14 protein-coding genes are annotated in these 16,757 nt (G+C 65.7%); 3 read left to right on the top strand and 11 right to left on the bottom strand.

Translation table 11 applies throughout. The features are described 5' to 3' along the window. Positions 1–101: 101 nt before the first annotated feature. From pgsA to pqsH, 4 genes are all read right to left on the bottom strand, one after another. Positions 102–662: a CDP-diacylglycerol--glycerol-3-phosphate 3-phosphatidyltransferase gene (gene pgsA / locus HMPREF2581_RS08930; RefSeq protein ID WP_003090349.1), complete on the bottom strand. Its 561-nt coding sequence runs from the start codon at positions 660–662 to the stop codon at positions 102–104. Positions 663–695: 33 nt separating this feature from the next. Then, positions 696–2,522, bottom strand: coding sequence for an excinuclease ABC subunit UvrC (uvrC, locus tag HMPREF2581_RS08925; protein ID WP_003097551.1), 1,827 nt, complete (start codon positions 2,520–2,522; stop codon positions 696–698). Then, entirely contained in the window at positions 2,523–3,167 is a 645-nt protein-coding gene (gene uvrY / locus HMPREF2581_RS08920) for a response regulator transcription factor GacA (RefSeq protein WP_003090351.1), read from the bottom strand. Between the two features lie 341 nt (positions 3,168–3,508). Then, positions 3,509–4,657, bottom strand: a complete 1,149-nt coding sequence (gene pqsH, locus HMPREF2581_RS08915; protein WP_003119987.1) for a 2-heptyl-3-hydroxy-4(1H)-quinolone synthase — start codon at positions 4,655–4,657, stop codon at positions 3,509–3,511. Between the two features lie 617 nt (positions 4,658–5,274). Between pqsH and HMPREF2581_RS08910 the strand changes: the two genes are divergently transcribed. Next, positions 5,275–6,303: an AraC family transcriptional regulator gene (locus HMPREF2581_RS08910; RefSeq protein ID WP_003138966.1), complete on the top strand. Its 1,029-nt coding sequence runs from the start codon at positions 5,275–5,277 to the stop codon at positions 6,301–6,303. Positions 6,304–6,318: 15 nt separating this feature from the next. Here HMPREF2581_RS08910 and HMPREF2581_RS08905 read toward each other — a convergent pair whose 3' ends face one another. The 3 genes from HMPREF2581_RS08905 to vqsR form a co-directional block, all read right to left on the bottom strand. After that, positions 6,319–7,533: an MFS transporter gene (locus HMPREF2581_RS08905; protein WP_003130955.1), complete on the bottom strand. Its 1,215-nt coding sequence runs from the start codon at positions 7,531–7,533 to the stop codon at positions 6,319–6,321. A gap of 10 nt (positions 7,534–7,543) precedes the next feature. After that, positions 7,544–10,198: a TonB-dependent receptor gene (locus tag HMPREF2581_RS08900; RefSeq protein ID WP_003138965.1), complete on the bottom strand. Its 2,655-nt coding sequence runs from the start codon at positions 10,196–10,198 to the stop codon at positions 7,544–7,546. A 119-nt stretch (positions 10,199–10,317) separates the two neighbouring features. After that, positions 10,318–11,124, bottom strand: a complete 807-nt coding sequence (vqsR, locus tag HMPREF2581_RS08895; RefSeq protein ID WP_003130951.1) for a transcriptional regulator VqsR — start codon at positions 11,122–11,124, stop codon at positions 10,318–10,320. A gap of 152 nt (positions 11,125–11,276) precedes the next feature. On the opposite strand from vqsR, the gene HMPREF2581_RS08890 reads away from it, so the two are divergent. Continuing rightward, entirely contained in the window at positions 11,277–12,380 is a 1,104-nt protein-coding gene (locus HMPREF2581_RS08890) for a polyamine ABC transporter substrate-binding protein (RefSeq protein WP_003090368.1), read from the top strand. Between the two features lie 209 nt (positions 12,381–12,589). Further along, entirely contained in the window at positions 12,590–13,162 is a 573-nt protein-coding gene (qteE, locus tag HMPREF2581_RS08885; RefSeq protein ID WP_003090369.1) for a quorum threshold expression protein QteE, read from the top strand. A 66-nt stretch (positions 13,163–13,228) separates the two neighbouring features. On the opposite strand, the gene HMPREF2581_RS08880 is transcribed toward qteE, so the two are convergent. The 4 genes from HMPREF2581_RS08880 to HMPREF2581_RS08865 form a co-directional block, all read right to left on the bottom strand. Further along, positions 13,229–14,188 carry an aliphatic sulfonate ABC transporter substrate-binding protein gene (locus HMPREF2581_RS08880; RefSeq protein WP_003138962.1) on the bottom strand — a complete coding sequence of 320 codons (960 nt, stop codon included), beginning with the start codon at positions 14,186–14,188 and terminating at the stop codon, positions 13,229–13,231. Between the two features lie 160 nt (positions 14,189–14,348). Beyond that, positions 14,349–15,305 (bottom strand): ABC transporter substrate-binding protein, encoded by a 957-nt coding sequence (locus tag HMPREF2581_RS08875; RefSeq protein ID WP_003138960.1) that lies wholly within the window; start codon positions 15,303–15,305, stop codon positions 14,349–14,351. Positions 15,306–15,316: 11 nt separating this feature from the next. Further along, entirely contained in the window at positions 15,317–16,303 is a 987-nt protein-coding gene (locus HMPREF2581_RS08870) for an aliphatic sulfonate ABC transporter substrate-binding protein (RefSeq protein ID WP_003138958.1), read from the bottom strand. A gap of 107 nt (positions 16,304–16,410) precedes the next feature. Next, positions 16,411–16,757, bottom strand: a 347-nt coding sequence (locus HMPREF2581_RS08865) for an acyl-CoA dehydrogenase family protein (RefSeq protein WP_139181895.1), incomplete at its 5' end; no start/stop codon positions are given.

Here is a 16,757-nt window from a genome sequence, read left to right as displayed (position 1 = left end):
AAGGTCGTGCTCTACCAACTGAGCTATTCCCGCATCGTCTTGGTGACGGGCGCCATTCTATAGCATCGCGGCGCCGTGTCAACTCCTTGATTCAAAAAAGTTTATTTCTCTTTCGGGGTGGTCGACAGATGCGGCCACGCGGCCAGCAGGTAGTGCACCATGGACCACAGGGTCAGCGCCGCAGAGATGATCAGCAGCACGTAGCCGAGAATCACCCAGAAGGTCATCAGCGGCGGATTCGCCAGGAGAATGACCAGCGCCAGCATCTGCGCCGCGGTCTTCCACTTGCCCAGGTTGGACACCGCCACCTGAGCCCTCGCCCCCAGTTCGGCCATCCACTCGCGCAAGGCGGAAACCACGATCTCGCGGCCGATGATGATCACCGCCGGCAGGGTCAGCCACAGGTTGGCGTGCTCTTCCACCAGCAGGACCAGCGCAACCGCCACCATCAGCTTGTCCGCGACCGGGTCGAGGAAGGCGCCGAACGGCGTGCTCTGGCCGAGGCGCCGGGCGAGGTAGCCGTCCAGCCAGTCGGTGGCGGCGGCCAGGGCGAACACGGCACTGGCGGTCAGGTAGCTCCAGGACGTCGGCAGATAGAACAGCAGAATGAAGATCGGAATGAGCAGGACGCGCAGTAACGTGAGCAGATTGGGGATATTCATCGGACCATCTAGGCTGCGAGGTGAGCCGGCATTCTACTCGCTGTGCAGGACGGCATAAATCTGCTCGGCAAGCTTTTTACTGATACCGGGGGCTTTGGCCAGTTCATCGATACTCGCCCGCGACAATTCCTGCAACCCGCCGAAATGCTTGAGCAGATCGCGCCGACGTTTCGGGCCGACGCCAGGGACGTCCTCCAGCGTCGACGTCCGCCGTGCCTTGCCGCGCCGCGCACGGTGGCCGGTGATGGCGAAACGGTGCGCTTCGTCACGTATCTGCTGGATCAGGTGCAGCGCCGGCGAATCGGCCGGCAGGGTGAACTCGTGGGAGGCATCGTTCAGGTAGAGGGTTTCCAGCCCCGGCTTGCGGGTCACGCCCTTGGCCACGCCGAGCAGGATCAGACCGGCGACCGCCAGTTCCTGGAGCACCTCCTGGGCCATGGCCAATTGCCCCTTGCCGCCATCCACCAGGAGAATGTCGGGCATCTTCCCCTCGCCGTCCTTCAGGCGACTGAAGCGGCGGGTCAGCGCCTGGTGCATCGCCGCGTAGTCGTCGCCGGCCGTGACGCCTTCGATGTTGTAGCGGCGATAGTCCGACTTCAGCGGCCCTTCCGGGCCGAACACCACGCAGGAAGCCACGGTGGCCTCGCCGCTGGAGTGACTGATATCGAAGCACTCCAGGCGTTGCGGCGGCTCCGCCAGGTCGAGCGCCTCGGCAAGGGCTTCGAAGCGTGCCGCCACATGCTGGCGGTTGGCCAGGCGTGCGCCCAGGGCCTGTTCGGCGTTGGTCACCGCCAGTTGCTGCCAGCGGGCGCGGGTACCACGCACCCGGTAGCTGATCTCCAGTTCGCGGCCTCGCGCTTCGGCGATCGCCGAAACCAGCACCGGGAAATCCTCGTGCGTCACGTTGACGATCAACTCCGCCGGCAGGTCGCGCTCCTGGTGGCTGAGATAGTACTGGCCAAGGAACGCCAGCAGCACTTCGCCCACCTCCTCCTCGATCGCGACCTGCGGGAAGAAGTTCTTGCTGCCCAGCACCCGCCCGCCGCGTACGCTGATCAGGTGTACGCAAGCGCCGCCAGGGGTGACGATGGCGGCGACGATGTCGACGTCGCCGTTGCCACCTTCCATGCTCTGCTGGTCCTGGACCCGCCGCAGGATCGCCACCTGGTCGCGCAACTCCGCCGCCTTCTCGAAGTCCAGGCGCATCGCCGCCTGCTCCATGCCGACGTTCAGCTCGTCGGCCAGCGCGTTGCTCCTTCCTTCGAGGAACATCACCGAGTGGCGCACGTCCTCGGCGTACTCCTCAGGACTGACCAGTCCCACGCAGGGCCCCTTGCAGCGCTTGATCTGGTATTGCAGGCAGGGCCGCGTACGGTTGCGGAAATAGCTGTCCTCGCACTGGCGGACGAGAAACGCCTTCTGCAGCAGGTTGAGGCTCTCGCGGATCGCTCCCGCGCTCGGATAGGGACCGAAGTAACGCCCCTTGCGCTTCTTCGCGCCACGGTGCAGGGACAGCCGCGGATACTCATCCTCGCTGGAGAGGAACACGAAGGGATAGGACTTGTCGTCCCGCAGCAGGATGTTGTAGGGCGGCCGCCACTCCTTGATCAGCGTCTGCTCCAGCAGCAACGCCTCGGTTTCATTGGCGGTGATGGTGGTTTCCACCTGGGCGATGCGCGCCACCAGCGCAGCGGTCTTCGGCGCCAGGCCGGACTTGCGGAAATAGCTGGCCAGGCGCTTCTTCAGGCTCTTCGCCTTGCCCACGTAGAGAAGCTTGGCGTCCGCATCGAACATGCGGTAGACGCCCGGACGATTGCTACAGGTAGCGAGGAAGGCGCTCGCGTCGAAAACGGCGCTCATCTAGCTGGCGGCATCGACCATGCCGTGGCGGACGGCGAGCAGCGCCAGCTCCACGTCGCTGGTGATCGAGAGCTTCTCGAAGATGCGGTAGCGATAGGTATTCACGGTCTTCGGCGACAGGCACAGCTTGTCGGAGATGCTCTGCACCTTGTGGCAGTTGGCGATCATCAGGGCGATCTGGATCTCGCGCTCGGACAGCGAATCGAAGGGGGAATCGTGCTGCTGCGGCTGGAAGGACTTCAGCGCCAGTTGCTGGGCGATCTGCGGGCTGATATAGCGCTGGCCGGCGAAGACCTGGCGAATAGCCTGGACCATTTCCTCCAGCCCCGCGCCCTTGGTCATGTAGCCGGCGGCGCCGGCCTGCATGAGGCGGGTGGGGAACGGATCCTCTTCGCAGACGGTGACTACCACGACCTTGATGTCGGGCTGGCTGCGCAGCAGCTTGCGGGTCGCCTCCAGGCCGCCGATACCGGGCATCTTCACGTCCATCAGGACGACATCCGGCTTCAGCTCGCGGGCCAGTTTCAGACAGTCTTCACCGCAGTCGGCCTGGCCGACCACTTGCAAGCCTTCGATGTCGGCCAGCATGCGGGTAATACCGGTGCGTACCAGATCGTGGTCGTCGACCACCAGCACCTTAATCACGCTGCACCTCGTCGCGCATTAGCAGACAACCGCCCACACGGGCCCCCAGGAGATTTCGGCAACCTTAACAGAAAGCCATCCCATGACCTAGCTTGGCGCAAAGGCGTCATAAATCAAGCGTCATGGAAACATCATTCGACGGCATCGAACGGGCGCTGCGAAGTATACCGCCAGCCCCCGGCGAGCGGCAGACCGGATCGCAGCAAAAACCGGCGAACCTGTGGAGAGCCCAGCGACGCCGGGCCTGGTAAAGCGCAAGCGCCCTGGTCGCCCGGGACTTCTCCATAGCGACCATCGCCGAACTCGAAAACAGGCGACCAAGACGCCACTGGCACCGGCGGCTACTGTGCGGCCATCTCACCGACACCGGTGAAAAGACGCTGGTGCAGGCGCCTGCGACTGGCATTCGGCACCAGGCGAACGAGGGTATTCCTCAGCCAGACGCTCCAGGGCGATTCCCACTGACCAAGGCGGCCGACGATCCAGGATTGCTTCCTGATGAACTCGATCCGCGCCTCGCGTTGCTGCTGGAACAGGATCAGCGTCTCGGCGCGCGGCGCCAGGCACCACAGGCGCGCCAGCAGGAAGGCGTCCTCCAGGGCCATGGCCGCGCCCTGCCCCAGGTTCGGCGTCATGGCGTGTGCGGCGTCGCCGATCAGCACTACCCGTCCGCGGCACCAGGAGGCGCCGGCCAACTCCTCGAGGTCGTTGTGCACCAGCGTGGTGGCGCTCGGTATGAGCCGGGCGATGCTCGCGCCGATGCCGTCGAAGTCCGCGTAGTGGGCGGCCAGCCGTTGCGGGGTGACGAAGCCCTCCTCGTCCTCGGGCTCCTCCCGGCGCACCTTCAGGGTCGCGTAGACATACATCTCGCGCGGGCTGATCTGGATGAAGCCGAGGCGCTTGCCGTGCCCCCAGACCTCTCCCGCCAGCTCGGCGTCCTCCAGCCGATGGGGAACGACCAGGCGCCAGCAGGTTTCGCCGGAATGACGCAAGGTCGCCTCCGGCCAGACATAACGTCGCACGCTCGAACGAATGCCATCCGCACCGACCACCAGCGAACAGTCGTGGACAGTGCCGTCGCTCAGGGTCACGCGTTCGTGGTCGAGTCCGTCGAGGATCTGCACGATGGAGACCCCGACCCGAATGCGCGACTCATCCAGCCCCTCCAGTAGCGCCGCATGCAGCTCGTGGCGCTGCAACGCCAGGCCGCCGCGGGAACTCCCACCCAGACTGGAAGGCATCGACATCAGCATCGAACCGTCGTGGGCGTATACGTTGATGCCGGCCAACGGCATGCCACGGCGGAACAGCCGGTCGAGATCCAGGGTGCTGGACAACGCCGTCAACGCATTGCTCGCCAGGGTGATACCGGTACCGATGGGCCTGATCTCGCTGGCCCGCTCGACCAGCAGCCAGTCGATGCCTGCCTTGGTGAATTCGCGCGCCAGCGCCAGGCCGGCGATCCCGGCCCCCTGGATAAGAACGGTCATCCGTTGCTCCTTAGCAGCGGCATCCGTCGCGACTTCGCGCGGTCGCGACAGGCCTGCCCGAGACGATAAAAATGTCCATCCTAGCCGCCCCGGACAGCCCACCGACCCTATCAGAAGATCGAGTTGACCCTGCTCGCCGACACCTCGCCGCTCGCTTTTCCTGTCCTCCCGGCCACCGGAAGTCCGGCGCGCCGGGAAGGCAAGCGTGGCCCGGGCACGGCACGCGTGGCCGGAAATCCCCGCTAGCCGCCGCCCGCCGCGGCGCTACGGTTTTCCTTGGCCAGCAGCCTCCCGAGCGCCGGCAAACGGCGATGGCGCTTGAAGCTCACGGCGATCGGCCCGCGCCACCATCGCCCACGACGATCATCCAGGCGCAGCCACCCCGGAGAGAGTGGCCGGGACGGCAGTGCTCAGCCGGGCCACGGCGAGCATGCACGACCGATCGGCACGGCGTCGCGGAGGCGCGGCTATACGCAGACCCCGCTCCTGTCAACCCCTTACGCAAGGTAGTGATTGCCGGAAGCCCAGCGTACGAAAATCAACCGAAACGACATCCGCATGGAATAACGAAGCCCTGACGCCTTCAGGGCGATAGCATCGCGTGCAAGAGGTAACCGATGAGCCCGTCCGAAAACATCCAGTACGATTTCGAGTGGCGACCACTCAACAACTACCTCGCCGTGCAACGCATCACGCCTCCGGACATGCGCCAGGGTTCGGCTGCCGAGCCGCGCCTGCCCAGCGAAGCGCTCTACGAGTGGATCGTGCTGAACGGGCGCTCCCCCCTGGAAGGCCTGAGCCTGGGGGAACACTACCGCCTTTCCGACTATGGCGTCGCCGGGCTGGCGCTGCAGAGTGCTGGCACCGTGGGCGAAGCCTTGCAACTGATCAAGACCAACATGCTGCTGTTCCGCAAGGACATCCGCGGGATCGCGGTGAGACGTTCCAGTTGCGACACCGTGGATGTGGATATCGACCTGCAGGACAAGCCGGACTGGCCGCAGTCGGCCCGGTTGTACCACGCCAACGTCCTGGCGTCGGCCGCCTACGCGGTGTTCCGCGACCTGCTGCTGGGCGATCTGGAACTGGTCCGCCTGCGCCTCCCGGAAAGGAACGGCGACGTGCGGGCATACGAGGAGTATTTCCGGGTGCCGGTGTATTTCGCCGGCGAAGGCATCACCTTCACCCTCCCCGAGGAATTGCTCGAGGCCGAGATCGCCACTGCCAACTCCGCCGTGTTCCAGGCCTCGCTGGCGCTCGGCAGCAAGGCTTTCAACACCCGCGTCACCCGCGAGATGGGCGGCTACCGCCAACGCATCGTGGCACTGCTGGAGGTGCTGCAGGACCGCTACCCGAGCATCGCCTGGGTCGCCCGGCAATTGAAGGTCACCGAGCGGACGCTGCGCCGACGGCTCGCCGACGAGGGCACCAACTACCGGGAAGTGCTCGACCTGGTCCGCCACGACAGGGCGCGCCAACTGCTGCGGGACGAGCGACTGCGCATCGAGGAAGTCGCCGAGAGGCTGGGCTACATGGATACCTCCAGTTTTCGCCACGCCTTCCGCCGCTGGACGGGACAGTGCGCCAACGACTATCGCCAGACCCGCCTCGCCGGCAAGACCGCGCAGCGCCAGGGCGAACGCTAGCCGGCATGATTCCCCTCAGGGCAATTTCTGCGGATAGGGGCGAAAGGCGAACAGGCTGCACGCAGCCAGGGAAAAAGCCGCGAGCAGCACCCATTCGGCCGTCCCGTAGCCTTCGGCGCGGTCGTACAGCCAGCCCAGCAGGTAAGCGCCGAGACTGATCGACAGGGCGAAGGTGAACGGCTGGATCGAACCGTAGATCACACCGAAGCTGCGCAGGCCGAAGTAGCGCATCAACAGGTACTTGGTGGTGCCGCTTTCCCCTCCTCCGCCCAGGCCGACCAGGAACACCGCCAGCCATAGACCGCTCGGTGTGTCGCCCACCAGGAACCAGGCCATGCCGAGCACCGCCGCCAGGGCGAAGGGCAACGCCACCCGCGGCGTCGCCACGCGGTCGAGAAGCCAGCCCATCAGCGGCTGCGACAGCATCATGCCGACCCACAACGCCGACAGCGCGGTGCCCGCCTCGCCCCGGGACAAACCGCGCTCCACCAGCATCGGCACGCCATGGGTCATGATCCCGGACATTACGAACACCGCCAGTACCTGGTTGCCCAGCACCAGCCAGAAACTGGCGCTGCGCCAGGCCTGGGGCGCCGTCGATCCGCTCAGCGCGGTTTCCGCTACGGCCGTGCCGGCGGCCACGCCAGCGCCCGGCGCTGGCTCGCGGAACAGCCAGGCCAGCAGCGGCAGCGCCAGGCCCAGTTCGAGCACGCCGTAGACCAGGAAAGCGCCGCGCCAGCCCCACGCTTCGAGGCTCTGGTGGCCGACCAGCAGGCCCAGCGGCCCGCCCACCCCGAAGCCCAGGCCGAGCAGGCCGTAGGCCACGCCCAGGCGGTGGCGGAACCAGAGTCCGAGGATACGTCCGTAAGGCAGGTTGCCTGGCGCCAGCAGGCCGATCAGCAGGAACAGCGCGTAGAGTTGCCAGACGGCATTCACCGCCGCCAGGCCGAGCAGCGGCAGCGACAGGGCCGCGGTCAGCCCGAGCATTGTCCGCCGCGCGCCCCAACGGTCGATCAGCCAGCCCTTGAGCGGGCTGGTGATGGCGACCGCCAGTCCGAACAGCGTCACCAGCAACGACACCTCGGCGCGGTCCCAGGCGTACTCGGCGCTCATCGGTGCGATGAACAGACTGAAGGTGTTCAGCAGGATGCCGGTGGGCCCGAGCATGATCGCCACCACCGACGCCAGCAGCACGCCGCCGCTGGTCGCGGAAAATTCTCGTTGCGCCACGCCTGGCCCTCTAGAAGCGGTAGGCCGCGCGCAGGTAGTAGAAGGCGCCGTTGAAGCCGATCTGCGAGGCATAGGTGTCGTAGCGCAGCACGTCGCCATAGGTGGTGTTCTGCGCGGGCAGCTTGTCCGGACGGACGTCGAACAGGTTGTCGGCGCCGGCGGTCAGCGTCAGGTCGGCGCTGAGCCGGTAGCGCGCGGCGATGTCGGTGATGTACTTCGGGTCGTTGACGAAATGGTTGAATTTCTCCGTCGACCAGGCGTCCGGCCCTACCGTGTAGTCGAGTTCCGAGCTGGTCCGACCGTAGCGCGTCAGGCGCAGGCTGACCTCCCAGTCCTGGCGGCTCCAGGTGCCGCCGAGGGAAACCTGGCTGCGCGGGGTGGAGCTGGTGATCCAGGCGACCTGCTGGGCATTGAGCAGCGGCTCGCCGTTGGCGCCTCGATGGTTCTTGCGCAAGGTGGTGCGGTTGAAGTTGGCCGACAGTTCCCAGTCGACCTGCCCGTACTCGCCAAGCGCGACGAGGTAGTGACCGGTGATGTCGACACCGCGGGTGCGGGTGTCGGCACCGTTGGCCAGGTAATGGGTACTGACCGTACTGGCACTGGCCGGCAACGAGATCCCCGCCGCGGCCAGGGCATCGATGGCTTCCTGGCCGGAATAGGTGGCGCTGTCGACGATGCGGTCGCGGATGCTGATCTGGTAGGCGTCGATGTTCAGCCCGACGTTTTCCCAAGGGTTGAGTACCAGGCCAAGGTTGAAGCTGGTCGACTTCTCCGGTTGCAGTTCGTCGGCGCCGAGCATCTTCGCTGCCGGCGAGTTGGCCGCCAGCAGGCCGAGGGCGATGGTCGGGCCGACGCTGAGGCCGGTGTAGTGCTCCTGGACCAGGGACGGCGCGCGGAACCCGCTGCTTACGCTGGCGCGCAGCGCCACCCGCGGATCGAACTGGTAACGGGTGGCGAACTTGCCGTTGGTGGTGCTGCCGAAGTCGCTGAATTTCTCGTGGCGCACCGCCACGTCAACCTCCCAGGCTGGGGTCAGGGAGGTACCCAGGTCCAGGTAGGACGCCCAGGCGTGCCGCGACCATTGCCCCTCGCTGAGCGGCGAGAGGCCAGCCAGGGATTCCGCCCCGCCGCTGTAGTAGGACGCCGGGTCGCCGGCGTCGATGCGGTAGGTTTCCCGCCGGTATTCCGCGCCCAGCGACAGCGCCAGCGGGGCGGCGAGGAAATCCAGTTGGAATTCCCGCCCCAGGTCCAGGTTGCTGGTCCATTGGCTGTTGCGGTAGTGTGCCAGGTCGAAGCTTCTCGGGCTGTTGCCGGTTTCACGGTAGATCGCCGCGTTCACCGACTGGGTCATGCCGATATCGGGACGGTCGGCGCCGTAGCCACTGCTCAGGTCCCAGTGCCAGGCATCCAGCAGACGCTCGCCGCGCACCCCGGCGAGGAACGCATAGTCGTCCTCGTCGCTGTTCGGGCGCGGCGTGAAGCCGTCCGGATACAGCGTCGGCGCCACCGAAGCCAGGCGATAGTTGGCCGCCGAGGAGGCCTTGCGCCGAGTATAGGTGCCGAAGCCGTACACCTCGATATCGTCGCCCAACCCGAAACCGGAGTTGAGCGCCAACGATTGCCGGTGGAACGCGGGATCGCCCATGGAAATGTTGTCGCGCCGACCGGTGCGCTCATCGATGCCGCTGCGCATCGTGCGCTCCTGCTCGCGATATTCGGCGGTGAGGTTGACGAAGCCGCTATCGCCGAAGGCCAGTCCGATGTTCCCCCCGCCGCCATGGGTGAAGCCGTCGCCGTCGCCGGTCTGCCCGACGTCAGCGGCCGCCGACCCGCCGTGGTCGGCGGACTTGAGGATGACGTTGATCACCCCGGCGATGGCGTCCGAACCATACTGTGCCGAAGCACCGTCGCGCAGCACCTCGACCCGCTCGATGGCGTTGATCGGGATGGTGTCCAGATCGACGCCGGTGGAGCCCTTCTCCAGCCCCCCGCTGATATTGAGATTGGCCGTTTCGTGGCGACGCTTGCCGTTCACCAGCACCAGCACATGGTTGGGGCTCAGCCCGCGCAGCGACTGCGTGTGGGTCAACGCCGAGGCGTTGAACGGCTGGGCCTGGCGGGTCAGCGAGGGCAGCAGTTTGACCAGTGCATCGCGCAGGTCGACCGCGCCGCTGCTGCGTAGCTGGGTAGCGCTGACCACATCGATCGGGCTCAGGCTGTCCTGCGCCTTCACATCGCTCTTGCGCGTGCCGGTGACCACCACGGTGGACAAGGTCGGTGCCGCCGCCGCACCTCGCGTCTCCTGCACAGGCGCCTGTCCGCCGCGCAGGACGAAGGCACCGCTTTCGTCCTGCGCGTATGCCAGCCCGCTGCCGGCCAGGGCACGCCGCAAGGCGTCCTCGACACTGAGCCGGCCGCGGATATCCGGTCCGCGCAACCCCGCCACCAGGCGCTGGTCGAAGGCGATCGGCACGTGTCCCTGGCGCACGATGTTCAACAACACCTCGGCCAGTTCGCCGGGCGCTATGTCGAATACCCGGGGCGCCGTGGCCGCGTCGCGCGGCCCACCGTCGGCGGCCTGCACCTCGCCCTGCAGCGCGCAGGCGAGCCCCACCGCACAGAGCACGGGGGTCAACGAACGAGAGGAAAGACGTACATCGGGCATGGTCGAATCGTCCTGGATGGAATTCGCCCATGAGTGCAATCCGACGCCGGCTTTTTCAGCGTCGGGCAATATGAATTTCGCATAACCTTATGCGCCCGGATTCCTCCGCAGGCGGCGCACTAGCGTGCGTCGGCGAGCCGCGGCGCGGGCGGGTTGATCAATAGCGCGAATATCTCGGAGTGGGACTTCACGTTCAGCTTCGCGTAGATATGCCGGCGATGCACCTTGATGGTGGCGATCGACAGCGTCAGCCGATCCGCTATTTCCTTGTTCGAGTATCCATCCAGCATCAGCCGGATGACATCCGACTCCCGCGCGGTCAGCGGCGATATCAACCCTCTCCAGGGCTGGACTTCCACCTCCGCCGCTGCGATCGGTTTCGCCTCCTCCCTGACCGCATCCTCGAAGTGGATGCGTTTTTTCATCAGCGCGATGACCCACGGGCGAAGCAGCTCGAACAGCGCGATCTGCTCGGCACCGAAGCGGCTCTCGCTGCCCAACGACAGGCATAGGGTTCTTTCACCATCCAGCGGGACGTTATATTGAACTTCGTCCGTCACCACATAATGCGCAAAGTACGCATTGTAATACTCGGTCGTTTCGAAATCTTCGGAGACGATATCCGCAAGATGAAAAAGCCCGCCGCGCCGACAGTTTCTGGATACCTGGTAGAAAGGATCTTGCAGATAGAGTCCGGTTATATATCGACTGATCAGCGGGTCCGGCTCGATTTCTTCTATCTCCTCTTCCATGAAGGAAAGAATCAAGGGGCTGGAGTCGCTGAATATCAGGGCCGCCCAGTTGTCGACGGGGGCGAACTGGCCGAGGGTCTGCGCCAGGATCCGCCAGAAGAACGGCCGGTCCAGCGCTTCGAGCAACTTTCCCAGTGACTCGTGCCAGGCGCCGCCGTGCAATGCGATATCCACACAACTACTCCTCTGGGATTAGTCACTCGGCGTTATGTCATGAAGAGTTCCAATGTGCATAATATCGATGCCTTCGAAGATAGCCACAGGTCAGAACTACCAGTTCTGGTAGGTGCAAAATCCAACTTGTTTCGTTTCGGAAAGGAAATCCAATGAAAAAAGTTTGTGCACTGGCGTTATCGATCCTGACGACGATCGGTGCGACAGCGGCGGACAGTGCATGGGCTGCGCAAACCAGCGTCCATCTTTACAACTGGTATGACTTCATCGCCCCGGAAACGCCCAAGGCTTTCCAGAAGGAAACCGGCACCCGTGTCGTCCTCGACACCTTCGACAGCGCCGAGACCGCGCAGGGCAAACTGATGGTCGGCCGCTCCGGCTACGACGTGGTGGTGATCACCTCCAACATCCTGCCCGGACTGATCAAGGCAGGCGTCCTCCAGGAACTCGACCGCGATCGGCTCCCCCACTGGAAGAACCTCGACGCGGACATCCTCGGGAAGCTTCAGGCCAACGATCCCGGCAATCGCTATGCCGTACCTTATCTCTGGGGAACCACCGGGATCGCCTACGACGTGGACAAGGTCCGCAAGCTGCTCGGCCCCGACGCGCCGGTCGACTCCTGGGACCTGGTCTTCAAGGAGGAGAATATCTCCCGCCTCAGCCAGTGCGGCGTGGCCACGCTGGACTCCTCCACCGAGCTGGTTTCCATCGCCCTCAACTACCTGGGCCTGCCGCACAACAGCCAGAATCCCGAGGATTACCAGAAAGCCCAGGAACTGTTGCTGAAGGTTCGCCCCTACATTCGCTATTTCGACTCCTCCAGAGTCGACACCGACCTCTCCAACGGCAACGTCTGCGTGGTGGTCGGCTGGCAGGGCACGGCCTACATGGCCCAGGTCAACAACGAACAGGCCGGGAACGGTCGCCATATCGCCTACAGCATTCCCCGGGAAGGCTCGCTGGTCTGGGCCGAGAACATGGTGCTGCTCAAGGATGCACCGCATCCGCAGCAAGGTTATGCGCTGATCGACTACCTGCTGCGTCCGGAGGTCATCGCCAGGACCTCCAACTACGTGGGCTATCCGAATGGCAACCAGGCGGCGCTGCCGCTGGTGGAGCGGAAGCTGCGGGAAAACCCGGCGGTTTACCTGAGCAAGGAAACCATGGCGACCCTCTTCCCGCTGGAAACCCTGCCACTGAAGGTCGAGAGAATCCGTACCCGGGTCTGGAGCCGAGTCAAGACCGGGAGCTGAAACCCGTCCGAGACGCCCCTGGAAGCACGGGAGCGCCCGGAGCCAGAAAAATCCAGCGAGGTCCGCCAGGACCGGCGTTCGCGCCCTTCACCGGGCGAGGCTCTGCCTCGTCCGTCAGGACGCGGCTTGCCGTCTGACCCGCGACCGATCGATAGAGATACCTCTCCCCCTGGGCGGGAAAGCCCCGGGCATGCCTGATGGAGAAAACCATGCTTATCCATTTCTGCCCCAGGCTGCTGACGCCTGCGGGGTTCGACCTGCCGTGCGAGCTGATCGACATCCGCATCAAGGAGTTCGACCTGCACCTGCTTGGCGGGCGCGACGTGGTGGCGCGTCACCCCCTCCCCGACAAGCGCTACCACGTGGCCTGCCGCAAGTCCGGCTGCAAGGCGGTGAATGGCCTGCTGGTGGACGTGGAAAAGCACGTTCCGCTGTTCACCGTGGACACCCGCTGGAGCATCGACGCCGAAGTGGTCCTGCGCCATCGCGTCGAGTACGTGGTGCTCGACGCCGAGCACGACGCGGTGAGCGACTACATGCTGTTGTGGTGCGACGAGGTGCCCAACTACTTCCTCGGCCAGAGCACCCCGGCCATGCAGGTTCCGTTGATGGAACTGATGCGCGGCAATGCGTTGCAGACCGAGCGGCAGGATGTGTTCCGCCTGCCAACGCTGAGGTCCGAACGCCTGCGCCAGGGCAACGCCGATGCCAACCAGCATCTTCCGAGCCGTGAGCAGGCGTTCCACGTCAAGGCCGAGCAGATCAGCTATGGGCTGGCCTGAAGGACGCGCGCCAGCGGCAAGCTACGCTGGCCGCCGGTGCCGCGCATCACAGGGCAGCCGCGCCGCTCAGTGCCGCGGCTGCCATACCTCCACGGCGCGCGTATCCACCGGTTTGGGTAGCAGTCCCTGGGCGTGGAAGGCGTCGGCGATGCGCTGTTGCTCGTCGAGACCATCTGCGCTCACCGGTTGTACGTCGTAGCTGCGCCGCGCATTCGCCTGCTCGACGGTAGCGGCATCGAGATTGCCCCACAGCGGCCCCAGCACCTTGGCCGCCTCGGCCGGGTAGCTCTTGAGCCAGCGCCCGGTGCGCTGCAGTTCGGCGAAGACCTGCTGGAGCACTTCAGGATGTTTCCTGGCGTAGTCGCTGGAGGCGAGGTAGTAGCGCTGGTAGCTGGCCAGGCCCTGGCCGTCGGCCAGTACCCGCGCGCGTTGCTGGCGCTGGGCGCTTGCCACGTAGGGGTCCCAGGTCACCCAGGCGTCGACCTTGCCGTTCTCGAAGGCGGCGCGGCCGTCGGCTGGCGTCAGGTAGGCTGGCTGGATGTCGGAGAACTCAAGCCCGGCGCTGGCCAGCGCGGCGATCAGCAGGTAGTGGCTGCCGGCGGCCTTGGTCACGGCGATGCGCTTGCCCTTCAGCTCAGCCAGGGACTTCAGCGGCGAATGTTCGCCGACCAGTATCGCCTGCGCCGCGGGCGAAGGTGTTTCGCGGGCGAAGTAGGTCAGGCGAGCACCCGCCGCCTGGGCGAACACCGGCACGGTGTCGGCGACGTCGGCGGAGAGATCGACGTTGCCGACATTGAGCGATTCGAGCAACGGCAGGCCGCTGGGGAACTCATGCCAGGACACCCGGATGCCCTGCCTGGCCAACTCGCGCTCGAAGGTGCCCTGGCTGCGGATCAGGGTCAGCAGAGTCGAGGATTTCTGGAAGCCGATGCGCAGGACCTCCTCGGCCTGTGCGCCACCAATGCCCGACAGGACGACGGAAGCGGCAAACACGATGGCCAAGCGACGCAGGAACGGACGAGACATGCGATGACTCCTGGGATAAGTGCGAGCGCCCGCAGGGACGGGAGTTCCAGCTGCCGGCGACGGAACGGAACGGAACGGAACGGAACGGAACGGATAGATTATTGGAATAAAAAACAAAATATAAATAACTTATAGTTATCAATTAATGCCCGGGCAGCGCCTACCGGATATCCGCATCCGACGCCTGCCTGACCGCAAAGCCGCTGGCGAAGGTCGGCCGCACATCGAGGCGCTGCGGAATCAATCCATGGGCCTGGTAGAAATCGGCGGTCTCCTGCTGCTGGCCGAGCGTTCGCTCATCCAGCGCCTGCCAACGCAAGCGCCGACGTTCGAACTGCAAGCGCGCGGCGTCCTCGGGGAAGCCGATGATCTGCGCCAGGCTTCGCGAATACTCGTCCAGGTGCAGGTACGCCCAGCGCTGGGCGCTGGCCAGGCGTTGCAGGTAGTCCTGCAGCACGGCGCGTTTCGCCGGGTCGGCCAGTGCGCTATCGGTAGCAGCGAGGAAGCTGTTGCCAGCCCACAGGCCGCGACCGTCGACCAGTACCCGAGCCTTGTCGGCGGTCTCCGCGAACGCGGTGTAGGGCTCCCAGGTCGCCCAGGCATCCACGGAACCATTGGCGAGGGCCATTTTCGCGTCCACCGGGCCGAGGAAGCGGAATTCGACGTCCTTCTCGCCCAGCCCGACCGAGGCCAAGGCCTTGAGCGCGACGAAGTGGCCGATGGAACCGCGCCCGGTGGCAATGCGCTGGCCTTTCAGGTCGTTGGCCGAGCGCAGCGGCGAATCCCCTCTCACCAGCACGGCGGTACCGTAGGGATCGGATTTGTCGACGGCGATGGCCTTCAGCCGGGCACCGGCGGCCAGGGCGAAGAGCAATGGCGCGTCGCCGATGATGCCGGCATCCACCGCACCGGCATTGAGTGCTTCGGCGAGGGCGGCGGCGGCGGGGAATTCGAACCAGCGGATGTCGTAGGTCAGGTCGTCCAGCGCGCCGGCAGCCTCCAACTGGGCGCGCATGTTGCCCTTCTGGTCGGCCAGGCGCAGGGTCACGCGCTCGTCGGCACAGGCCTGGCCGACGAGCAGGCAGAGAAGCAGGAACAGGCTCAGGGTCTGACGCATTCCGTAACTCCTCAACGCTGGCCGACGCGGAGGTCGGCGGGCAACTGGCGGGCCACTTCGGCGGCACCGGCGGACAGGCTGAAGTCGAACGCCTGGGCGACCTCCAGCGACTTCGGCAGCACGCCTTCGGCATGGAAGAAATCGGCGGCGGTCTGCAAGGTGGCGGCAACCTCCGGACCGAAGACCACAGGACTGATGCGCGCCTCGCCAACCCAGCGCCGAGTGACTTCGCGCGGCATGTTCAGATCCTTGGCCAGGGCCTCGGCGAACGCCTCCGGGTGCCTCAGGGCCCAGGCCTGGGCACGCGCCAGGCGGGTCAGCAGGTCGCTGATCGCGGCCTTCTTGCGGGCGATCGCAGCGTCGCTGGCCAGGGCATAGGAGTAGCCGGTCATGATCCCGGCACCGTTGTCGATGACCCGCGCCTGATCGAGCAGCACGGCGCTGGAGGTATAGGGCTCCCAGGGCACCCAGGCGTCTACCGAGCCACGCACCAGGGCGGCGCGGCCGTCCACCGGACCAAGGAAGGAAAAGCTTACGTCCTGCGGTCCGAGGCCGGCGCGACGCAACGCGCCAAGGGCGAGGAAATGCCCCCAGCCGCCGCGATTGACGGCAATGCGCTTGCCCTTGAGGCCGGCCACCGAACGGATCGGCGAGTCCTTGCCGACCACCAGCGCCACGGTCGCCGGGTTGAAGTGCCAGGCGCCCACCGCCTTGAGCGGCGCGCCGGCAGCGTAGATGAAGAGGAACGGGATGTCGCCGGTAAAGCCTATGTCCAGGGCCCCGGCGTTGAGCGCCTCGAGCACCGGTGCACCGGAGGGGAACGCCGACATTTCCAGCTTGTACGGCAGGTCGTCGAGCTCGCGGGACGCGCGCAGGGCGGCGTAGCGGTCGCCCTTCACATCGCCCAAGCGCAGGCTGATGAGGTCGGCGGCGCTGGCGGCTCCAGCCAGCAGGGTCGCGGCCAGCAGGCCGGCAAGCACACACAGGGGTCGTTTCATGGGCAATCTCCAGGCAGCTCCGCACGGAGCCGGGGCTATCCTGGGCTATCCGTTCCGCCGGTGCGGTCGCCGACAAGGCCAGGGTCGAGAATCGTGGGAGGTACGTTTCAAAGACTCAGTGCCGCCCTCCCCGCCGCGCTCCAGACGCTATCTTTCTGTGGCGTGTGGACACGTCCGCAAAGCACGTCGCGGTAGTGCCGCTGTAGCGGATTGTGCCGGCTGAGGCCGTGGTTGCCGCTCAGTTCCAGGGCCTTCTCGACCACTGCCAACGCGTTGTCGATGACCGCGACCTTGAGCAGCCCGGAGTCGCTGGCGGGCAACTGTCCGCAGCACGCGGCATCGAGCAGCAGGCGGTTCTGCAGGAGCAGGCCGTCGATCTCGCCGAGCGCCTCCTGCATCCTCGGCAGGCTCGCCAACGGCGCGCCGAGACTGGCCGGCACGCGCTCGCGCAGCC

The organism is Pseudomonas sp. HMSC057H01, assembly GCF_001836405.1.
Classification (GTDB): domain Bacteria; phylum Pseudomonadota; class Gammaproteobacteria; order Pseudomonadales; family Pseudomonadaceae; genus Pseudomonas; species Pseudomonas aeruginosa.
This window is presented reverse-complemented; position numbering and strand designations above follow the sequence as displayed.

Coding starts and splice junctions, on each gene's coding strand:
- qteE (WP_003090369.1), top strand. CDS start 12,590: ATGCTTATCCATTTCTGCCCCAGGCTGCTGACGCCTGCGGGGTTCGAC.
- HMPREF2581_RS08910 (WP_003138966.1), top strand. CDS start 5,275: ATGAGCCCGTCCGAAAACATCCAGTACGATTTCGAGTGGCGACCACTC.
- HMPREF2581_RS08880 (WP_003138962.1), bottom strand. CDS start 14,188: ATGTCTCGTCCGTTCCTGCGTCGCTTGGCCATCGTGTTTGCCGCTTCC.
- HMPREF2581_RS08890 (WP_003090368.1), top strand. CDS start 11,277: ATGAAAAAAGTTTGTGCACTGGCGTTATCGATCCTGACGACGATCGGT.
- HMPREF2581_RS08900 (WP_003138965.1), bottom strand. CDS start 10,198: ATGCCCGATGTACGTCTTTCCTCTCGTTCGTTGACCCCCGTGCTCTGT.
- HMPREF2581_RS08875 (WP_003138960.1), bottom strand. CDS start 15,305: ATGCGTCAGACCCTGAGCCTGTTCCTGCTTCTCTGCCTGCTCGTCGGC.
- HMPREF2581_RS08870 (WP_003138958.1), bottom strand. CDS start 16,303: ATGAAACGACCCCTGTGTGTGCTTGCCGGCCTGCTGGCCGCGACCCTG.
- pgsA (WP_003090349.1), bottom strand. CDS start 662: ATGAATATCCCCAATCTGCTCACGTTACTGCGCGTCCTGCTCATTCCG.
- uvrC (WP_003097551.1), bottom strand. CDS start 2,522: ATGAGCGCCGTTTTCGACGCGAGCGCCTTCCTCGCTACCTGTAGCAAT.
- pqsH (WP_003119987.1), bottom strand. CDS start 4,657: ATGACCGTTCTTATCCAGGGGGCCGGGATCGCCGGCCTGGCGCTGGCG.